Source organism: Flavobacterium sp. 1 (genome assembly GCF_002797935.1).
In the GTDB taxonomy this organism is placed as follows: Bacteria; Bacteroidota; Bacteroidia; order Flavobacteriales; family Flavobacteriaceae; genus Flavobacterium.
Genome location: NZ_PGER01000001.1, coordinates 1,436,133 through 1,455,655 on the forward strand (window position 1 = coordinate 1,436,133; position 19,523 = coordinate 1,455,655).

Here is a 19,523-nt window from a genome sequence, read left to right on the forward strand (position 1 = left end):
ATAAGTTGTAATTCTATATTCTTTACTCAATTATTTTTCTTCTTTTTCTAAAATTATTCTCCAAAATTAATTATCAACCCAAACAAGCTGGTATTTCCAGGCAAAGTATATTTGGAATACGAATAATTAAATTTCAGTTTGTTTAGTTTTAGCCCAAAACCAAATGACAATCCAGAGAAATTGCGCTGATCTTGAATCTGCAGTTCAGAAGATCTTCTAAAGTTATATCCCAATCTAATATTAAAGGCTTTCTTTGGGAAAAGTTCTGCACCAAAAATCATGTGCCGTAACGCATTGTTAAAAAAGGATACTTTTTCTTCTGTTAAAGTGCCATCAATTGAAGTTTCAGAATTTACAGGATTAGAAAAAGCTAAATTCCATTGCTGCAAATTTTCAATAGTTAAGTGCCAGCGTAACGGGACATGCTCTAGTTCTTGAGAAACTCCTGCGATAATTTCAAAAGGTAGATTTTCTCTTGTGCCGTCATATGTTGTAAATTGTGTTCCAATATTCATTAAGGTTAAAGCCCAATTGACATCATTCTTTTCATCAATATACACCATTCCTAAATCTACTGCGGCTCCAAAAGAATTGTAGCTCTCTAATGTGGACTGAATAAGTTTTGCATTAGCGCCTAAGTGAATATCGGTATAGGGAATATTATAGGCATAGCCCAACGAAAGGGCTATTTCGCTGCCAGTAAATGAACTTGTAGGCAAGCCATTTTCATCATAACCATCAAATTTTCCGTAATTGATATAATTGATTCCTGCCTGAAATGTTTGTAAATGCTGATCGTAAGTATAAGCATAAGAAGCAGTTCCGTATGTTACTTCTTGGTAGTAATTTCCGTAATTTAATGACAAACGATTATCCATTTCATCATTGATTGATGCAGGATTGAAAAGTGCCTGATTGACATCTTCATCATAAATAGTAATCGTTTTTCCTCCTAATGCAGCCTGTCTTGGCGAAGTAATCAAATTTAAAAACTCATAAGTGTGCTTCCCTCCTATTTGTCCGTAAGATACAGAACAAATTAAAAGAGAATAGTAAAATATAAGTTTTTGGGACATATAATAATCAAAAGCAGGTTTGAAATTCCAAGCTTCAAACTTACAAAAATAACAGCTAATAAATGGATATAAAACAAAATCTGAAACATAAATTAATGAGGCTAAATTCTAAAAAAATAAATTCCAAATTTCAATGACTCCGATTTAATTCGGTATTGAAATTTGGAATTTGAAGAATCGAATGATTTAGGCTTATTTCAAATCTTTTGCGTTTTTAACTTTGTCTTTTGTTATGGCCAATTCTAAAACTTCGCTCATTTCTTTTACATAATGAAACGTAAGTCCTTCTAAATATTCGGCTTTGATTTCATCAATATCGCTTTTGTTTTCATGACATAAGATGATTTCTTTGATATTTGCTCTTTTTGCAGCTAATATTTTTTCTTTTATACCGCCAACAGGCAATACTTTTCCTCTCAAAGTAATTTCTCCTGTCATGGCTAAATTTTTCTTTACTCTTTTTTGTGAAAGCAAAGAAACTAACGATGTCAGCATAGCAATACCTGCACTTGGTCCATCTTTTGGAGTTGCTCCTTCTGGTACGTGAAGATGAATATTGTATTTAGTTAATATTTCAGGGTTTAATCCCAATAATTCGGCATTGGCTTTAATATATTCTAAAGCAATAGTTGCCGATTCTTTCATTACCGTTCCTAAATTTCCGGTAATAGTCATTGAGCCTTTACCTGGAGAAAGCAGTGATTCAATGAAAAGAATATCTCCACCAACACTAGTCCAAGCAAGTCCGGTTACAACACCAGCTACTTCATTGTTTTCGTATTTATCTCTTTCTAGTCTTGGAACACCTAAAACCTTAATAATATCTTCGTCAGTAACTTTTTTATTGTAATCCTCCTCCATCGCTACCGATTTGGCAGCATTACGAACGATTTGAGCAATTTTGTTTTCCAATCCGCGCACTCCAGATTCGCGAGTGTAGCCTTCCACAATTTTTTCTAATTGTTTTTTGCCAATAGTCAAATCTTTAGCTTTCAGTCCATGGGCAGTCAATTGTTTAGAGAACAAATGTTTTCTTGCAATTTCAACTTTTTCTTCAATAGTGTACCCAGACATTTTTATAACTTCCATACGGTCAATCAATGCAGGTTGAATCGCTGCCATATTATTAGAAGTTGCTATGAACATTACTTTGGATAAATCATAACCCATTTCGAGGAAATTATCATAAAAAGCGCTGTTTTGCTCTGGATCTAAAACTTCCAATAAGGCAGAAGAAGGATCTCCGCTATTACTGGAAGATAATTTATCAATTTCATCCAAAACAAATACAGGATTTGATGTTCCAGCTTTCTTTAAACTCTGAATGATGCGTCCCGGCATGGCGCCAATATATGTTTTTCTGTGTCCGCGAATTTCCGCTTCATCTCGCAAACCGCCTAATGAAATGCGCACATATTCTCTTCCCAATGCTTCTGCTACAGATCTTCCGATGGATGTTTTCCCAACACCTGGAGGTCCTGTTAAACAAATAATTGGTGACTTCATGTCATTTCTTAATTTAAGTACGGCTAAGTGTTCAATCATTCTTTTTTTGACGTCCTCTAAACCAAAATGATCTTTGTCTAATATTTTTTGAGCATGTTTTAAGTCAAAATTATCTTTAGAATAATCACCCCAAGGCAAATCTAAAAATAGCTCTAAATAATTTCTTTGAATTCCAAAATCAGGAGCTTGCGGATTCATTCTACGCATTTTAGACAATTCTTTTTCGAAATGTGTCTGCGTTTTTTCATCCCATTTTTTGGATTTGGCTTTCAGGCTCATTTCGTCCATTTCTTCCTCCTGTGAAACACCTCCCAATTCTTCCTGAATGGTTTTCATCTGCTGATGCAGGAAATATTCTCTTTGCTGCTGGTCTAAATCAAAACGGACTTTTGACTGAATGTCGTTTTTCAATTCTAATTTTTGCAGCTCTACATTCATATAGCGAAGTGTTTCCAGAGCACGTTCCTTTAATCCGTTAACAGATAACAGTTCCTGTTTCTCTTTGACAGATAAATTCATGTTGGAAGAAACAAAATTGATCAGGAATGAAGGGCTTCCAATATTTTTGATAGCAAAAGTTGCTTCTGAAGGAATATTTGGGCTTTCGCTGATAATTTTAACAGCCAATTCTTTTACTGAATCAATAATGGCACTGAATTCAGAATCTTTCTTTGTTGGTCTTTTTTCAGGAACTTCTTTTATTTTTGCTTTCAAATATGGCTGTTCCGATACGACTTCGCTAATTTCAAAACGCTTTTTCCCTTGAAGAATAACCGTTACATTTCCGTCGGGCATTTTTAAAACACGAAGAATACGCGCTACAGTACCAATTTTATTGATATCATCAAACGTAGGATCTTCATCATCTTCATTGATTTGAGCCACTACCCCGATTACTTTTCCAGCGGCATTGGCATCATTAATCAATTTTATCGATTTATCTCTCCCTGCCGAAATTGGAATTACAACTCCTGGAAATAAAACAGTATTGCGTAAAGGTAAAATTGGCAATGAATCCGGCAGTTCTTCATTATTCATTTCTTCCTCATCTTCAGGAGTCAATAATGGAATCAATTCGGCTTCTGAATCAAATTCTTGAAGTGACAGATTGTCAATAGTAAGTATTTTATGATTTGACATAGTAGTATTTAAGTCTTTTTGTCATTAATTTTTTAGATAGGAACGCAAATATAAGGTATCATAACAATATTTTAAGCTAATATCGATACATAAATACATTAAAATATTCGAGCCTTAATAAGGCAATCATTGTGCCAAAATGAAACTGGATCCTATTTTATTTAAATAATTTCCATTTAAAACAAAACAAAAAAATCCGCACTATGGCGGATTTTAAAATTAAAATTTAATCCAATTAATAGGATATACTGAAAGCTCCTTCAGTTGCATTATGCGTATCTTTAACCAAAAGAGAAGTGTATTTTGAAGTAAAGGTACCTTTAATTATTTTCTTTGATGTATCATGACTAGTTATAGTTACAGATCCTGCACCTGTGAAAGTACCATTTGCTGTCATATCTTTATTGTATAGAAATGAATAATCCAAGCCATAAGCTTCAACGGCATAAGTTCCAGCTTTAACGGTGCTTGGCAAAAATAACCCAATAGTTTCTACACTTCCTTTTCTTGCAGAAATTGCTATTTTATTATTTTGTAAAATCGCAAATATATTAGTCGGAACAAAAGCCACTCCATCTAGTTTAGCCGAAAATGTATTTGAACTTGGTGTTGGTGTAGGATTTGGAGTAGGATTTGGGTTTACATCAGATGTAAAAGAGATGTTTGTAAATACTCCTTTGGTGAATATTTTCGCTTCTCCTTTGCCTTTATTAGCCATAAAATCAACTCCGGTAAATTGAAAAGTTCCTGATATTTTTTTTGTAGTATTATCTATTGATGAAATTGTCAAACTTCCTGTGTCGGTATAATCCAAACTAGCGTCAACTTCCTCTTTAGGTGCACATATAAAAGAATTTGATCCTCCTGCCGGAGTGTAAACCAAACCTAAAGTATCATCAAAATTATTAAAACTTTTCCAAGTATAAGTTCCAACTTTGTTTGTAGGCAAAGTAATTTGAATAAAATCTCCATTTGGGGCTCTGAGTCCCGTTATTGAAATATAATTATCATTTACTATTGCTTGAACAGTAGTTGAAATAAAAGTTTTTCCATCAAAATCAACTTTTAAAGTGCCATCTTTTTCAACATCGGCAACATCATCAATTTTTTCATCTTTACTACAGGAATTTAGGACAAAAACCGAAGCAAGAATTGCCAGAAACAAAATACTAATTTTTTTCATGTAACTTATTTTTTGTAATTAAGCGGCAAATTTATTACAATTATTCTGTTGAATAAAATTTGATTTTACTTATAATTTTCCTATTAAAAAACATAAAGTTTGCAATAATTTTCTATAGCATTAAAGTTTAGTTATTTATAAAAACAAACTATTTTTATAAAACTGTAACAAATCAAAAACTTTCATGTCTTTACTATAAATCATTACTATTTAATTGGATCAGAAGAGTCAAAATATCGAAGAATTAATTTCGCTTTGCAAAGAAAATAATCAGAAAGCACAATTTGAAATTTATAATCGCTATTGCAAGGCGATGTATAATGTGGCCTATAGAATTGTGAAAGATGAGCATTTTGCCGAAGACGTCATGCAGGAGGGCTTTTTGAAAGCATTTACTAAGATAAATGATTTTAAACAAGAAGTTGCTTTTGGCGCTTGGCTAAAACGGATTGTAGTAAATTACAGTATTGATTTTTACAAAAAGAATAATCAATTTAAAACAGAAGATTTTGAAAAAACACTTTACAAACTAGAAGAAAACGATATTGATAGGGAAGAAAAATTAGATTTTAATGATTTAAAAGTAAAACAGATTTTAGAAACAATTCAGTCCTTGAAATACAATTACAGCATGGTCTTGACTCTATTTTATATAGAAGGCTATGATCAGGAAGAAATAAGCGAAATTCTTAAAATTAGTTACGCTAACTGCAGAACAACTTTGAGCAGAGCTAAAGAAAGTTTAAGAAAAAAATTAAATGAGATATGAAAAATGAAAATGAGAAATTAGATCAATTATTTGAAAATCTAGAGAATCAGTGGGATATCCAAGAATTAGACAATGAACACTTAGACAGGTTTTCAAAGAAAATGGTTCTTAAAAAGAAAAAAATAAATTACAGTTTTATCTATGCTATTGCTGCTTCAGTAGTTGTTATGCTCGGCGTGTCATTGTTTTATACCAATAATGAAAAACCAAAAGAATTAAAATTTGCTTCTAAAGAAACAAAACAGACAGATTCTATTTTTACTGTATTGATTAAAAATGAATTGGAAAAAATCCATGAAAAAAAATCACCTGAAAATGAAAAAATCATCAATGATGCCTTAAAACAGATGAAATCGCTTGATAGCGATTATGCAAAAATTATGCATGAATTGGAAGTTAACGGTGAAAGCAAACCTATTATTTATGCAATGATCAGCAATCTGCAAACCCGAATTTCATTTTTGCAAAGTGTTTTGCAGCGTATTGAAGAATCTGAAAAACTTAAAAACTTAAACGATGAAAAAACAATTTAAAATATTCTTAATTCTTTTTTTAATTCCTTTTTTGGGATTTTCAAATGATGATTTTAGCTATTCAAAACAAAAAAGCATTAGTAAAGCATATTTAGTGAATAGTGATGCAGGTATTAATATTGACAACTCTTATGGTAATATTTTTGTAACTACCTGGAATGAAGACAAGATCGAAATCGAGGTGCTTATTAAGGTTAGCGGCGACAGCGAAAAATGGGTTAATCAAAAACTGGATGCTATTGATGTCAATTTTATAGCGTTGAAAAGTATGGTCACTGCTAAGACGGTATTTAAAAATAGCATTTCAAGAAACAATGGAAGAAATAACAGCTTTGAAATCAACTATACTATAAAAATCCCCAAAAACGGAAGTGTAACACTCAATAACAAGTACGGAAACATTAGTGCAACTGATTTGTTTTCTGCTACTGATATTAATTGCAAATACGGTAAAATTAATTTAGCAAATCTGAATGGGAACAGTAATAAAATTCAAACTGGTTATTGTTTAAAATCAACAATTGATTTTTTAAAAAATGGCACTATAACTTCAAAATATTCAGGATTGAAAATTGAACGCGCTGCTAAAATTGATTTGATTTCTGATTATTCTGAAATAGAAATTGGAGAAGGTGGTGATGTAAAATACAATAGCAAATACGGAAGTGTCAAAATTGATAAAGTAAATTCACTGGAGGCAAATGGCAATTATTTAACGATTGACATTGGTTCTGTTTTCAATCAATTAAAATTAAATACTAAATACAGTAACGTTTCTATTCAAGCTATTCAGCCTAAAGCTAACAACATTGCTATTGCAGCTGGCTATTCAGGAGTCGACATAGGTTTTCATTCCAATTATGTTTTTGATTTTAATGTGACTGTAAAGTATGCTGATTTCAAATATGACAATGAGTTGAATGTTAATTCCAAAGAAGAAACCAACTATACAAAAACTGTCAGTGGGTTTTACAAGAAAAAAGGTGAAAATAAAATTACTATTACTTCCGACTATGGAAATGTAAAATTATACAAAAACGATGTTCAAAAATAGTTTCAATCACAAAATCAATTAATAATTTTAAATCAATTAAAAATGAAAAAATCACTTCAATTAATCATTTTAGGAGCTTTGTTTGTTACTGTAATGGGGCATGCTCAATCGAACAGAATTAAAGGGAATGGAAAAATAGTTACTGAAAAAAGAACTACTGTTGGCTATGATGAGATCAATGTGTCTGGCTTTTTTGATGTAGTCTTGGTTTCTGGAAAAGAAGGCGGAATAACTATTAAAGGAGAAGAAAATTTATTGCCTTACATCAAGGTCGAAGTAAAAGATAATATTTTAAAAATTTATACTGAGAAAAATATAAATATCAGTACCAAAGAAAGTATTGTTCTGACAGTGCCTTTTGAGCAAATTAGTGCTGTTTCTCTCTCTGGTTCAGGGGATGTGAAGTCTAAAAATACTATTGTTGCCAAAAATTTAAAAGCTAAATTATCTGGTTCAGGAGATTTGACTTTGGATGTTAAAGCTACAGATTTTGAAGCTCACCTTAGCGGTTCTGGGGATGTTGTTATTAGTGGCAATACAGATAATTTTACTTCCAAAACATCAGGTTCTGGTGATGTAGATGCGGTTAATCTTACTGCAAAAAAAGCTGATGTCAGTATTTCAGGCTCAGGAGATATGAAAGTAAACTGCATCGAGAGTTTGTATGCCAGGGTTTCAGGTTCCGGAGATATTCAATATAAAGGCAATCCTCAATCAAAAGATACCAAAGTCAGCGGTTCTGGTGAAATTTCAAAAATATAATTGATTTATATGGTAGTATCCCATAAAGTGTGTAAGTAAAAAAAGTATGAGGGTTTGTGCAAACGCTCATACTTTTTTTACTTAATTTTAATATTTACACATTTTATGAAAAAGGAAGATTTATTATCCGATGAATTTTTGAAGCAATTCAAAACAGGCGAAGACCTTTATGGCTTTTTAGCCCAACTACAAAAACGAGGAATAGAGAAAATGCTCGAAGGCGAATTAGATGCTCATTTAGGGTATGAAAAGCACGAGAAAACTACTAAACCCAATGCTCGTAATGGTTTCTCTAACAAGAAAATAAAAACCTCATTTGGAGAATCCGAGATTCAAGTTCCAAGAGATCGAGACGCTTCATTTAACCCACTAATTGTTCCCAAAAGGCAAAGTATGCTTGATGGTTTAGAGAACGTAATTATCTCTCTCTATGCCAAAGGAATGAGCAATAGTGACATTGAAGAACAAATTAGAGAAGTCTATAACTTTGAGGTTTCTACCAGTACCATCTCCAGAATTACCGATACTGTTTCGAGTGATATTATTGCTTGGCAAAATAGGCCTTTAGAATCTGTTTATTTAATAGTTTGGATGGGCGGCATTGTTTTTAAAGTTCGTGAAAACTCAAAAATAATCAACAAAACCATCTATTTAGCCGTTGGTCTGAACCGAGAAGGTAAGAAAGAAGTACTGGGAATGTGGCTAGGAAAAAATGAAAGTGCTAGTTTTTGGCTTGGAGTTCTAACCGATTTAAAAGCTAGAGGTGTTCAAGATATACTAATTACTGCTACTGACAACCTAAATGGTTTTACGCAAACCATCAAAAATGTATTCCCAGAATCACAAACCCAAATCTGTGTAGTACACCAAATCAGGAACTCGGCACGTTATGTGGTTTGGAAGGATAAAAAAGATTTTTCAGCAGATATGAAGCTTATTTACAACGCTCCAACTAAAGAAGCGGCCAAAGCATCCTTGGAAGATTTTTCTAAAAAATGGAATCATAAATATCCCTATGCGATTAAATCCTGGAAAGAAAATTGGGAGGAACTTACCGTATTTTTTGACTTTCCTGTAGAAATCAGAAAAATAATTTACACCACAAATTTAATCGAAAATCTCAATGGCAAAATCAGAAAATATACCAAAAACAAATTATCATTCCCAACAGATGAAGCTGTTTTAAAATCTGTATATTTGGCTTTGAGAGAAGCAACCAAAAAATGGTCAATGCCAATCCAAAACTGGGGATTAATCCTCAACCAGTTCTTAACTATATTTGAAAAAAGGGTTCAACTTTAATTAAAAAGTCAAACCCCTATAGTTTTTAACTTACACACTTTTTAGGATAGTGTCATTTATATTGAATGAAGTATTTTTAAAATAAAAAGAGGCTAATTAGTATATAACTACTAGATAGCCTCTTTTTGTTTTTTTAACGAATATCTGTTTTATCGATCTCATTTTATACTCTATACTACTCCCATTTGTATCAACAGCTTTTGAGGTACTCATAAAAAAGAACAGAAATCAAAACTATTTTGCTGTTATGAATGCCTAAAAACTACAGCCTGTCTCCTAATTTTATTATCTAATATGGAAAAAATCAGCATTCGTACGATTTTGTCCCAGAGAAGCTATGATTCCAAAAGTTAAACCAATTTGACTACTAGAAAATGAGCCTGGATTTGGATAAGTTGTATTTTGCCCATTGTAATAAACATCTTGTGCCATTACGCTTTTGTAAGTTAGATCAGCAAAAAATGAAACTTTATCATTAAATGCCCATACTGGCTTAATTCCGAAAACTATAGCTCCAATGTAATCATGGTCTTTATATTTGCTTGATATTGCACCAGCATTTAAACCTCCATGTAGTAACATTGTAAAATTATCAGATTCTCCAGATAAATTAAGAGCTTTACCAACATTATAAACTAATTCTAAACCAGCCAATTTTTGTTCGCTTTTTTGATTGAAGTCATTTTTGAAAAGATCATAATTTAAACTTCCCATTACTCCAACACTTTCGTTGAACATGTAGCGCAAAGCTCCTTGAAAATGTATTAATGAAATGGTTCCGTTACTGTTTCCAGTAGGAGAAAATTGAGATAATGGAAATCCTGCTCCTATTCCGCTTTCAAGGAATAATCTGTCGTAATTAAATGATTGTCCTTGAGCCATAGCGGTCATTAGCAGAAATGCAAAAACGATTTTTTTCATAGTTGGTTAAATTTTTTTATAATAGTAAAATGGGTTTGTTAAAAAATATCTTATGAATAAACGTAAATCTGGTCTGAAAATTGTAAAAAATAAAACCTTAGTTTTCTTGCTTGATCATTTAAGAGAAAAAGAACTAAAATTTATTTAACTAAATTACCGTAATTATTTCCCTAAATTGCCGTAATTATTTTCAATATTATAAAGCTAATTTTGTGCAAATATAATTGACTGTTATTTAATTATTGTAAATAAAAACTGATGTGATAGTGATTTCTATCAAATTAATTAATAATGCATTGATTAACAATTACTTATTTTTTTATTTTTTTTAAAATTAATTAAGCTCAAAAAAATGATTATAAATGTACTTTTGAATTTTATCAATCGTCTATTGTTAGTAAAAGAGTAATTGATTTTGGAAAAAAACACAATGTGCAAACTTACTTTGCAAAATGGCATTCAATTTTTACTTGTGAAAAGCTAAATGAAGACGTGAAAGATAGGGGACATGAATTTTATAGGATTCGAATTTTGTAATATTGTAATTTTGGCAAATACAGTTATATCCAAGTATGTTTTTAAACTTTTATCGTTTTAAAAACATACTTGGATCAATACAAATAACTATCTATTTTGATACAGCGTCACTTTTGGGTACTCTATTCAAAAGTAATACACCTATTATGAAGAATACAGCTAAAAACACAATGGCTAGTCTTGGACTCCCAGTAATTTGATCAATGATACCATAAACACACATTCCAATTACAATTCCAATTTTTTCGGTAACATCATAAAAGCTGAAAAAGGAAGCAGTATCTTCTGTTTCTGGCAAAAGTTTAGAATAGGTAGAACGGGACAATGCCTGAATTCCACCCATTACAAGCCCTACAAGTGCTGCCATGATGTAAAACTCATTAGGAGTGCGTATGAAATAAGCAGCAGAACAAAGTACAACCCAAAAACAATTGATTACAATAAGAGTTGGTATATTCCCAAATTTTGCAGAAGCTTTAGAAGTAAGTACCGCACCAACTACTGCAATAATCTGGATTAATAAAATACAAGTTATTAGTCCTTTTTGGCTTTGACTTGGTGATTCCCAGGCGATTTCTTGAGAACCAAAATAAGTAGCAATAAGCATCACTGTTTGAACAGCCATGCTGTAAACAAAAAAACTTATTAAATATCTTTTTAAGGAAATGTTAGCTTCTAATAATTTCCAAACTTTTTTTAATTCATTGAAGCCATTAAAGACAACGGCTTTGGTTACTTTTCTATCGGCATTTTTATTTCCTTTTGGTAAAAAATAATAAGTATATTGACTGAAAAGTATCCACCAAATTCCAACCATTACAAAAGAATATTTCATTGCTTTCATTGCAGCTTCACCTTTACTGCCACCCATAATACCAAAACTATCAGGAAACATTACCATTCCAAGATTTAGAATTAATAAAATTACGCTGCCAATATACCCGAGAGAATAGCCTTTGGCACTTACTGCATCCTGCTGTTCTGGATATGCAATGTCGGGCAAATAGGAATTGTAAAAAACCAAACTCCCCCAAAAACCAATTAATCCAAAAAAGTAAAAAAATAATCCAACATAAATATTTTCCAAACTAAACCAATTTAAGCCAATACAGGAACATGCTCCTAAATAGCAAAAAAATTTCATAAAGGATTTTTTATTTCCAACATAATCGGCTATTCCTGATAATAGCGGAGAAAAAATAGCGACCATCAAGAAAGCTCCAGCAGTTACAAAACTAATTAAAGCGGAATTTTTAAAGTTGATTCCAAACACGGTCAAGTAATGATTTCTTTCTGAAAATAATGCTTCGTAAAAAATTGGAAATATAGCCGATGAAATTACTAGAGGATAAACTGAATTTGCCCAATCGTAAAATGCCCATGCGTTCAATAATTTTTTGCTTCCTTTTGCTAAATCTACCATATTTGTCTTTTTTATTCTGCGAATTTATTTATTTTTTAATTGGAATAACAAAAATTGAACTATTAACAGCATTAATTTTTTAATGCTAAATCATTATTATTTTGTACTCAGCTCTTTTGTGATTTATAATTTAGTATTGTCTGTTTTAAAAACAACAGCACTCAAAGGGGGAAGTGTTAAAATTGCAGAGTATTCTTTTCCATCATACGGATTGCTTTCAACGGACAAATTTTTACTGTTTTTCACTCCGCTTCCACCAAAATCAGTGTCATCACTATTGAATATTTCAACTAATTTCCCTGATTTTGGTATACCTATTTGATAATTTTCTCTTACTACTTGAGTAAAATTGAGAACAACAATTAAATCATCTTTTGGATTGTTTCCTTTTCTAATAAAAGACATCACTGCATTTTCATGATCTGAATAATTAATCCATTCAAAACCTTCTGAACTAAATTGTTTTTCATATAAAGCTGGTTCCGTTTTATATAATTCATTTAGCTTTGTAATGGTTAATTTTATACCGTTATGAAAAGGATACTGCAATAAATGCCAATCCAAGCTGTTTTGAAAATTCCATTCACTGCTTTGACCAAATTCGGATCCCATAAATAATAATTTAGTCCCCGGATGCGTAAACATGTAACCGTAAAGCAATCGTAGATTAGCGAATTTTTGCCATTCATCTCCAGGCATTCTTCCCGCTATTGACCTTTTTCCATATACCACTTCATCATGTGAAAGCGGCAACATGAAATTTTCGGTGTAAGTGTAAGTCATTGAGAATGTCAAATCATTTTGATGGTATTTTCTATAGACTGTTTCTTTTTGAAAATATTCTAAAGTATCGTGCATCCAGCCCATCATCCATTTCATTCCAAAACCTAATCCTCCGGCAAATGTAGGTCTGGAAACCATTGGAAAAGAAGTGCTTTCTTCGGCAATTGTTTGTACGCCTTCATAATTGCTATAAACCGCTTCATTGAAATCTTTTAAAAAGCTGATTGTATCCAAGTTTTCCCTTCCGCCATAAATATTAGGCTCCCACTCCCCTTCTTCTCTGGAATAATCCAAGTAAAGCATGGAAGCAACAGCATCTACTCTAAGACCATCAATATGATAATGCTGTAGCCAAAACAAAGCGTTACTTATTAAAAAGGAACGAACTTCATTTCGCCCATAATTAAAAACTAAACTTTTCCAGTCTGGATGATATCCTTTTCTGCGGTCTGGATGTTCAAACAAATTAGAACCGTCAAAAAATCCCAATCCATGGGCATCCTCTGGAAAATGTGAAGGAACCCAATCCAGAATTACTCCAATGCCTGCCTGATGTAATTTATCCACCAATACCATAAAATCCTGAGGATTTCCAAAACGGGAAGTTGGTGCAAAATAGCCTACCAATTGATATCCCCATGATGGATCATAGGGATATTCCATAATCGGCATAAATTCAACATGCGTGAAACCAGTTTCTTTTACATATTTTACCAGATCTTCGGCATATTCCAGATAAGTTAAAAATCGGTTTTCTTCTCCATATCTTTTCCATGAACCTAAATGAACTTCATAAACCGAATATGGTTTATCTAAATCATTATGTTCTTTGCGGGTTTCCATCCATTTTTTGTCATTCCACATGTAATCAAGATTCCAAATTACAGAAGCTGTATGTGGCGGTTTTTCACAATAAAAAGCAAATGGATCCGCTTTTTCGGTAATAATCCCGCCGTTATTCGACTGTATTTTGTATTTATAGGTAGTTCCTTGTTCGATTCCGGGAATAAATCCTTCCCAAATCCCAGATGAATCCCAGCGCACCTGTAATGGATGTTCTCCTTGAATCCAATAATTAAAGTCCCCAATTACCGAAACCGTTCTTGCCGATGGAGCCCATACGGCAAAATAAACACCTTTTACGCCATCAACTTCAATAAGATGCGCTCCTAATTTTTCATAAAGTCTATAGTGTTTTCCTGCTTTGAATAAATCAATGTCGAAATCTGTAAAAAGCGAATAGGTTTGTATTTTGTTCATTTTTGTATTTTATTTTTCTTGTGAAATTGCAATCAAGTAATTTATGAACCTTTTATTTGTTGATTTTAAATAGATGAAATGGCAATTCTGGAGGAAGTTCTACATAATTCCATTCATAATTCCATGAATAAGAATTTCCAGTAATCAAATCGGTAATCTGAATGTTATGCGTTCCGATTTTATCAACAGGCAGTCTGACCATTGCTTTGTTTGTATGATGTGAATCCAGGCTAACGATCATCAAAGTTTCATCCTGTTTTTCATCATCAAATTTATAATAGGCTATTACTTGGTCATTATTGGTGTCGCAAAAAACGATATTATTGGTTTGCTGTAAAGATAAATGCTCTTTTCTAAGGAAATTGATACGAGCGATAAGAGTAATCAATTTATTTTGAATACTCCAGTCCCATGTGTAACATTGGTATTTTTCAGAATGCAAATATTCTTCTTTATCGGGAGCCATCGGCGTACTGACCATGTATTCAAAAACGGGGCCATAAATCCCAACATTGGAACTTAAGGTTGCTGCCAAAAAGTATTTCTGCAGATGAACAGACTCATTACCATGCTGTAAAGCAAATGGATTAATATCTGGCGTATTAGGCCAAAAATTAGGTCTATAAAATTCTTTCTGTTCAGTTTGCGTCAATTCCTCAACATATTCGGTTAATTCTTGTTTGGAATTTCTCCAGGTAAAATATGAATAAGATTGGCTGAAACCTTGTTTTGCCAACTCATTCATGATTTTGGGACGAGTAAATGCTTCTGCCAAAAATAATACGTCTGGGTGTTTTTTCTTTATTTCAGCGATTAGCCAGCCCCAAAAATAAAAGGGTTTGGTATGCGGATTATCAACTCTGAAAATTTGAACATCGCATTCCTCAATCCAAAATAGAGCTACATCCAAGAGTTCTTTCCATAAATTTTTCCAGTCCGAACTTTCAAAATATATAGGCTGAATGTCTTGGTATTTTTTTGGAGGATTTTCGGCGTATTGAACAGTTCCGTCGGGTCTCCATTTGAACCATTGCGGAAAATCTTTCACGTAAGGATGATCCGGAGCTGCCTGCAGGGCATAATCCATTGCGATTTCGATTCCTAAATCTTTGGCTTTTTGAACCAATTCCTTGAAATCTTCAATCGATCCTAGTTCAGGATGGGTTGATTTGTGTCCGCCGTGATGAGAACCAATTCCCCAAGGAGAGCCCACATCTCCATATTCGGCATTGGTAGCATTATTTTTCCCTTTTCTGTTGACTTCTCCAATTGGGTGAATCGGAGGAAAATAGAGCGTATCAAATCCCATTTCAGCTACTCTAGGAAGCAGTCTTTCGCAATCTTTAAAAGTACCGTGCTTTCCATCTTCTTCTGATGCCGAACGAGGAAAAAATTCATACCAAGTACTAAACAATGCCTTTTTTCGATCTACATATATTTCTAAATCAATCGATTTATTTTCTAAAAATCGGATAGGATATTTTTTGAAAATTTGGATAAGTTCTTCCGATTTTGTTTCTCTAACTGCATTATCGTATTCGGATTCTGTAGTGAAATAATAAACTAATCGATTAAGGTACTCATTATCGGAAGCATCAACTAAATTGAGAATTGCACGAACATATTCAGCACCTTCCAGCAGTTCGGATTTTACATACTGATTATCATTGATTTTTCGCTCAGTACCGTGTTGCCAGTTCAAGGCATAATCTACCCATCCTTCAACAAAATAGGTGTATTTCCCTTGTTTATCCACTTGGAATTCTGCAAACCATTCATCATTTTGGGTCGGTGTCATTCGAACTTCCTGCCAATTTTTATCATTCTCATGCTTGAATTTTACGCAGCATTCTACAACATCATGTCCATCTGAAAAAACTTCAGCTGTTACAAAAACTTTTTGACCAACAATCCTTTTAATTGTGAAGCTCCCGCTATTGAGTTGCGGTAAAACATTTTCTATAATTATTCGGGTTTGATTTTGCATAGTATTAGTTAAATTGAATATGAAATTTAGTAAATATTAAGGGTTTATAGAAACTAATTTTAAGAAATGCAAATAATCTATTAATTTGATTCATTCCTCTTTTATTTGTTATGAATAACAAATGAAATTACTGAATTAAGCAACTTTTTTTGCATTATTACTGAAAGAAAATAATCGATTTTAAAAAAAACTGTATTCATTTTGCGTCAAAACTCAAGGATTTATTTTTTTAGTAAAATAATCAAATTAATTTTAAAATTTTGGATTGACTCTTAAAATAATTGAAGTTTTATATAAAGCTAATAACTTATAATTGCTAATTACACCAAATTGAAAGCGCAATGAATTGAACTGTCTATTTGGTGTAATTAGTTTCTTAGATATGAAATTTTAAAATATTTGATTTATTTGATAGTAAAATTATTTGGAATTATGGCTCCTTTTCGAATCACTACAATTCCTTCTTTTACGCAATATAATTCATTTACGGTATCCTTTAAGTGCTTGCCTCCTTTTACATATACGTCATTACCAATCCTGCAGTTTTTATCGACAATTGCATTATGAATAAAGCATCCTTCACCGATACCAATTAAAGGAATTTTGTTTTCAATGTTTTCCCTAATATCTTCAATGCTTTGATATAAATCATTTCCCATTACGTAGCTGTGCTGAATTACAGTACCCTCTCCTATTCGAGAGCGGTTTCCTATAATTGATTTAGTAATTTCTTTGGCATGAATAATGCAGCCTTCTGAAATTAAAGATCTTTCAACTAGCGTGTTATGAAATTTAGATGGTGACAGCAATCGTGGTCTGGTATAGATTTTATTGTCATTATCGAACAGATTAAATTGAGGAATATCATCTGTTAATCCAATGTTTGCCTCAAAAAATGAGTCAATATTTCCAATATCAGTCCAATAACCTTCATATTGATAACTTAGCAGTTTTTTATTTCCAACGGCTTGCGGAATGATTTCTTTTCCAAAATCTTTGGTTTCTGTGTCAGACATCAATTCAATTAATAGTTTTCTATTAAAAATATAAATACCCATTGAAGCCAGATAGTGTTTTCCTTGACTTTTCATCTCATCGCTTACTTCTGATTTCCAATCAGGCAATAATTCTTTTGCAGGTTTTTCTATAAAAGATTCAATACAGCTTTCAGAATTGGTTTTTAATATTCCAAACTCAGGAGCATCTTTGTCATTTACAGGTAATGTTGCGATAGAAATGTCGGCTTCGGACTCAATATGAGCTTCAAGCATTTCATTAAAATCCATCTGATATAATTGATCCCCAGACAGAATTAAAGCATAATCAAAATCATGATTTAAAAAGTGCGGCATACATTGCCTTACTGCATCTGCAGTTCCCTGAAACCAAGTTGGATTATCAGGTGTCTGTTCAGCAGCCAAAATATCAACAAAAGAATGACTGAAAATGCTAAAATTATAAGTGTTTTTAATATGTGCATTCAAAGAAGCTGAATTGAATTGAGTCAATACAAACATTTTATAAATATCAGAATTGATGCAATTTGAAATTGGAATATCTACTAATCTATATTTTCCTCCAATCGGTACAGCGGGTTTTGATCTTTTGGCAGTTAGAGGAAATAATCTCGAACCTTGACCTCCTCCTAAAATAATAGCGATAACATTTTTCTTTTTAGTTTTCATGTCTTTTAGCAATAATTAAATTATATAATTCTATATATTCTTGGCTCACGTGTTCCCAAGAATGGTCTGTGTTCATTCCTTTAATTCTAATTTGGCCGTAGGCTTCTTTATCTAAATATAAACCGACAGCTCTATGTATAGCATCACAAATGTCTTCTACAGATGCCTGATCATGGCAAATGCCATTTCCATTATCTTCAAAATCAGTAATAATATCTTTCAATCCTCCAGTTCTTCGTACTATTGGAACTGTTCCATAACGCATTGCATACATTTGGTTTAAACCGCAAGGCTCTATGCGTGATGGGATTAAAATAAAATCAGATCCTGCATACGTTTTATGAGCTAATTCCTCATCATAACCAATGTGAACATGATAATTTCCCTTGTATACCTCAAGTAATTGTTTAAGCTGATTTTCTATCTCAATATCTCCATATCCTAAAATTAAAAAATTAATTTCGTCTTTATATGCTGTCAAAACCGATGATATAACCTTTGGTAATAAATCGGCTCCTTTTTCATCATATAATCTTCCAATAAAACTAAAAAGCGGTTTTGCGGGGTTCATGTTAAAAAGCGAACACAGCTTCTCTTTGTTTTTTTGTTTTCCTTCATTAATTGTATTAACTGAATAATTTTTTTCTAGCATCGGATCGCTATTTGGATCCCAAACATCTAAATCAATTCCGTTAAGAATCCCTCTTGATTTGTGCTTCACTCGCTGAAATAAAGTTTCAAGACCATTAGCAGAATAATTAATTTCATTAAGATAACTAGTTGATACCGTAGTAATTTCATCAACACATTTTACAGCTGCGACTAATGAATTAATACAATTATTCCATTCTAATTCTTTTATGTTAATCAAATCAAATTCAGGCAGATAATACAATTTGTTAAATGTAAATATCCCTTGATATATACCATTGTGAATGGTTATAATTGTGGGTATATCTTTTAATTTTTCATATTTCGGGCAATACTTTTTCATAAAAGGAATTAACCCTGTATGATGATCATGACAATGAATAATATCTGGCATCACGTTTAATCCGCAAATCCAGTCTAATACCGCAATCTGAAAGGACAAAAAACGTTCTGTATCATCTCTATAGTTATAAATATTTGACCGGTCAAAAAGCTCTGGTATTTCAATTAAATAAAGCTCAAATCCCAGTTTATCTGATGTTTCTTTGAGTACGCTATAAGGAAAATTGAAATGACCTAATTTTAATTTTCCCGAATGAATACATTCAAAATTATTCTCTAATCTAAATGCTGTTTGATAACATGGAATAGCTACGCTAACATTATTTCCTGCATTGTTTTGATATTTTGGCAATGAACCAATTACATCTGCCAGTCCCCCCACTTTTGCCGCTGGGTAACATTCTGCACCCACGTGAAGTATTTCCATTCTTTAATTATTTAAATTTCTTAAGATGTAATTTTTTTTCAGATGTATCAATGAAGACACAAAATTTAAAAAATTGTAAATTTTATTGCAAAAAACTAAATTATATTAACATTAAATTTATAGTACTTTTGTGTTTTTTAAATTTAGTTAAAAAAAATTAATATATAAAGACTTCTAAAAAT

The 19,523-nt window shown here is 32.1% G+C and carries 14 protein-coding genes; 5 read left to right on the top strand and 9 right to left on the bottom strand.

The window, feature by feature from the left end; all coding sequences use genetic code 11:
* Positions 1-53: 53 nt before the first annotated feature.
* The 3 genes from porQ to CLU83_RS05825 form a co-directional block, all read right to left on the bottom strand.
* On the bottom strand, positions 54-1,076 hold the full coding sequence (porQ, locus tag CLU83_RS05815; RefSeq protein ID WP_100430741.1) for a type IX secretion system protein PorQ: 1,023 nt from the start codon (positions 1,074-1,076) through the stop codon (positions 54-56).
* Positions 1,077-1,268: 192 nt separating this feature from the next.
* A complete protein-coding gene (gene lon, locus CLU83_RS05820; protein ID WP_100430742.1) occupies positions 1,269-3,722 on the bottom strand; it encodes an endopeptidase La in 2,454 nt (817 codons plus the stop codon).
* Positions 3,723-3,957: 235 nt separating this feature from the next.
* Complete coding sequence (locus CLU83_RS05825; RefSeq protein ID WP_100430743.1) at positions 3,958-4,905, bottom strand: DUF6252 family protein; 948 nt, start codon at positions 4,903-4,905, stop codon at positions 3,958-3,960.
* Positions 4,906-5,119: 214 nt separating this feature from the next.
* Here CLU83_RS05825 and CLU83_RS05830 point away from each other — a divergent pair, with 214 nt between their 5' ends.
* The 5 genes from CLU83_RS05830 to CLU83_RS05850 all read left to right on the top strand — a co-directional run bounded on the left by CLU83_RS05830 (position 5,120) and on the right by CLU83_RS05850 (position 9,325).
* The gene (locus CLU83_RS05830; protein ID WP_100430744.1) at positions 5,120-5,674 is read left to right on the top strand and encodes an RNA polymerase sigma factor; all 555 of its coding nucleotides are present in this window, start codon (positions 5,120-5,122) and stop codon (positions 5,672-5,674) included.
* Positions 5,671-6,207, top strand: a complete 537-nt coding sequence (locus CLU83_RS05835; RefSeq protein ID WP_100430745.1) for an anti-sigma factor — start codon at positions 5,671-5,673, stop codon at positions 6,205-6,207. Before CLU83_RS05830 ends, CLU83_RS05835 begins: the two co-directional genes overlap by 4 nt.
* Entirely contained in the window at positions 6,191-7,261 is a 1,071-nt protein-coding gene (locus CLU83_RS05840) for a hypothetical protein (protein ID WP_100430746.1), read from the top strand. The genes CLU83_RS05835 and CLU83_RS05840 overlap by 17 nt, the downstream gene beginning before the upstream one ends.
* A 42-nt stretch (positions 7,262-7,303) precedes the next feature.
* Complete coding sequence (locus CLU83_RS05845) at positions 7,304-8,023, top strand: head GIN domain-containing protein (RefSeq protein ID WP_100430747.1); 720 nt, start codon at positions 7,304-7,306, stop codon at positions 8,021-8,023.
* A 105-nt stretch (positions 8,024-8,128) separates the two neighbouring features.
* Positions 8,129-9,325, top strand: a complete 1,197-nt coding sequence (locus CLU83_RS05850; protein WP_100430748.1) for an IS256 family transposase — start codon at positions 8,129-8,131, stop codon at positions 9,323-9,325.
* A gap of 285 nt (positions 9,326-9,610) precedes the next feature.
* Here the strand turns inward: CLU83_RS05850 and CLU83_RS05855 are convergent, their stop codons facing one another.
* The 6 genes from CLU83_RS05855 to CLU83_RS05880 form a co-directional block, all read right to left on the bottom strand.
* Complete coding sequence (locus CLU83_RS05855; RefSeq protein ID WP_100430749.1) at positions 9,611-10,246, bottom strand: hypothetical protein; 636 nt, start codon at positions 10,244-10,246, stop codon at positions 9,611-9,613.
* A 628-nt stretch (positions 10,247-10,874) separates the two neighbouring features.
* Entirely contained in the window at positions 10,875-12,206 is a 1,332-nt protein-coding gene (locus CLU83_RS05860) for an MFS transporter (RefSeq protein WP_100430750.1), read from the bottom strand.
* 123 nt (positions 12,207-12,329) lie between these two features.
* Positions 12,330-14,249: a 1,4-alpha-glucan branching protein GlgB gene (gene glgB / locus CLU83_RS05865; RefSeq protein WP_100430751.1), complete on the bottom strand. Its 1,920-nt coding sequence runs from the start codon at positions 14,247-14,249 to the stop codon at positions 12,330-12,332.
* Positions 14,250-14,301: 52 nt separating this feature from the next.
* The gene (locus CLU83_RS05870) at positions 14,302-16,236 is read right to left on the bottom strand and encodes an alpha-1,4-glucan--maltose-1-phosphate maltosyltransferase (RefSeq protein ID WP_100430752.1); all 1,935 of its coding nucleotides are present in this window, start codon (positions 16,234-16,236) and stop codon (positions 14,302-14,304) included.
* A 404-nt stretch (positions 16,237-16,640) separates the two neighbouring features.
* The gene (locus CLU83_RS05875; RefSeq protein WP_100430753.1) at positions 16,641-17,921 is read right to left on the bottom strand and encodes a glucose-1-phosphate adenylyltransferase; all 1,281 of its coding nucleotides are present in this window, start codon (positions 17,919-17,921) and stop codon (positions 16,641-16,643) included.
* Positions 17,911-19,341 (bottom strand): glycogen synthase, encoded by a 1,431-nt coding sequence (locus tag CLU83_RS05880; RefSeq protein WP_100430754.1) that lies wholly within the window; start codon positions 19,339-19,341, stop codon positions 17,911-17,913. The genes CLU83_RS05875 and CLU83_RS05880 overlap by 11 nt, the downstream gene beginning before the upstream one ends.
* Positions 19,342-19,523: the final 182 nt, after the last annotated feature.

Excerpts from the sequence above, each read along its gene's own strand:
- CLU83_RS05845 (WP_100430747.1), top strand. The coding sequence starts at position 7,304 with ATGAAAAAATCACTTCAATTAATCATTTTAGGAGCTTTGTTTGTTACT.
- CLU83_RS05825 (WP_100430743.1), bottom strand. The coding sequence starts at position 4,905 with ATGAAAAAAATTAGTATTTTGTTTCTGGCAATTCTTGCTTCGGTTTTT.
- glgB (WP_100430751.1), bottom strand. The coding sequence starts at position 14,249 with ATGAACAAAATACAAACCTATTCGCTTTTTACAGATTTCGACATTGAT.
- CLU83_RS05870 (WP_100430752.1), bottom strand. The coding sequence starts at position 16,236 with ATGCAAAATCAAACCCGAATAATTATAGAAAATGTTTTACCGCAACTC.
- CLU83_RS05835 (WP_100430745.1), top strand. The coding sequence starts at position 5,671 with ATGAAAAATGAAAATGAGAAATTAGATCAATTATTTGAAAATCTAGAG.
- CLU83_RS05880 (WP_100430754.1), bottom strand. The coding sequence starts at position 19,341 with ATGGAAATACTTCACGTGGGTGCAGAATGTTACCCAGCGGCAAAAGTG.
- CLU83_RS05840 (WP_100430746.1), top strand. The coding sequence starts at position 6,191 with ATGAAAAAACAATTTAAAATATTCTTAATTCTTTTTTTAATTCCTTTT.
- CLU83_RS05855 (WP_100430749.1), bottom strand. The coding sequence starts at position 10,246 with ATGAAAAAAATCGTTTTTGCATTTCTGCTAATGACCGCTATGGCTCAA.
- CLU83_RS05860 (WP_100430750.1), bottom strand. The coding sequence starts at position 12,206 with ATGGTAGATTTAGCAAAAGGAAGCAAAAAATTATTGAACGCATGGGCA.
- CLU83_RS05875 (WP_100430753.1), bottom strand. The coding sequence starts at position 17,921 with ATGAAAACTAAAAAGAAAAATGTTATCGCTATTATTTTAGGAGGAGGT.
- porQ (WP_100430741.1), bottom strand. The coding sequence starts at position 1,076 with ATGTCCCAAAAACTTATATTTTACTATTCTCTTTTAATTTGTTCTGTA.
- CLU83_RS05850 (WP_100430748.1), top strand. The coding sequence starts at position 8,129 with ATGAAAAAGGAAGATTTATTATCCGATGAATTTTTGAAGCAATTCAAA.
- lon (WP_100430742.1), bottom strand. The coding sequence starts at position 3,722 with ATGTCAAATCATAAAATACTTACTATTGACAATCTGTCACTTCAAGAA.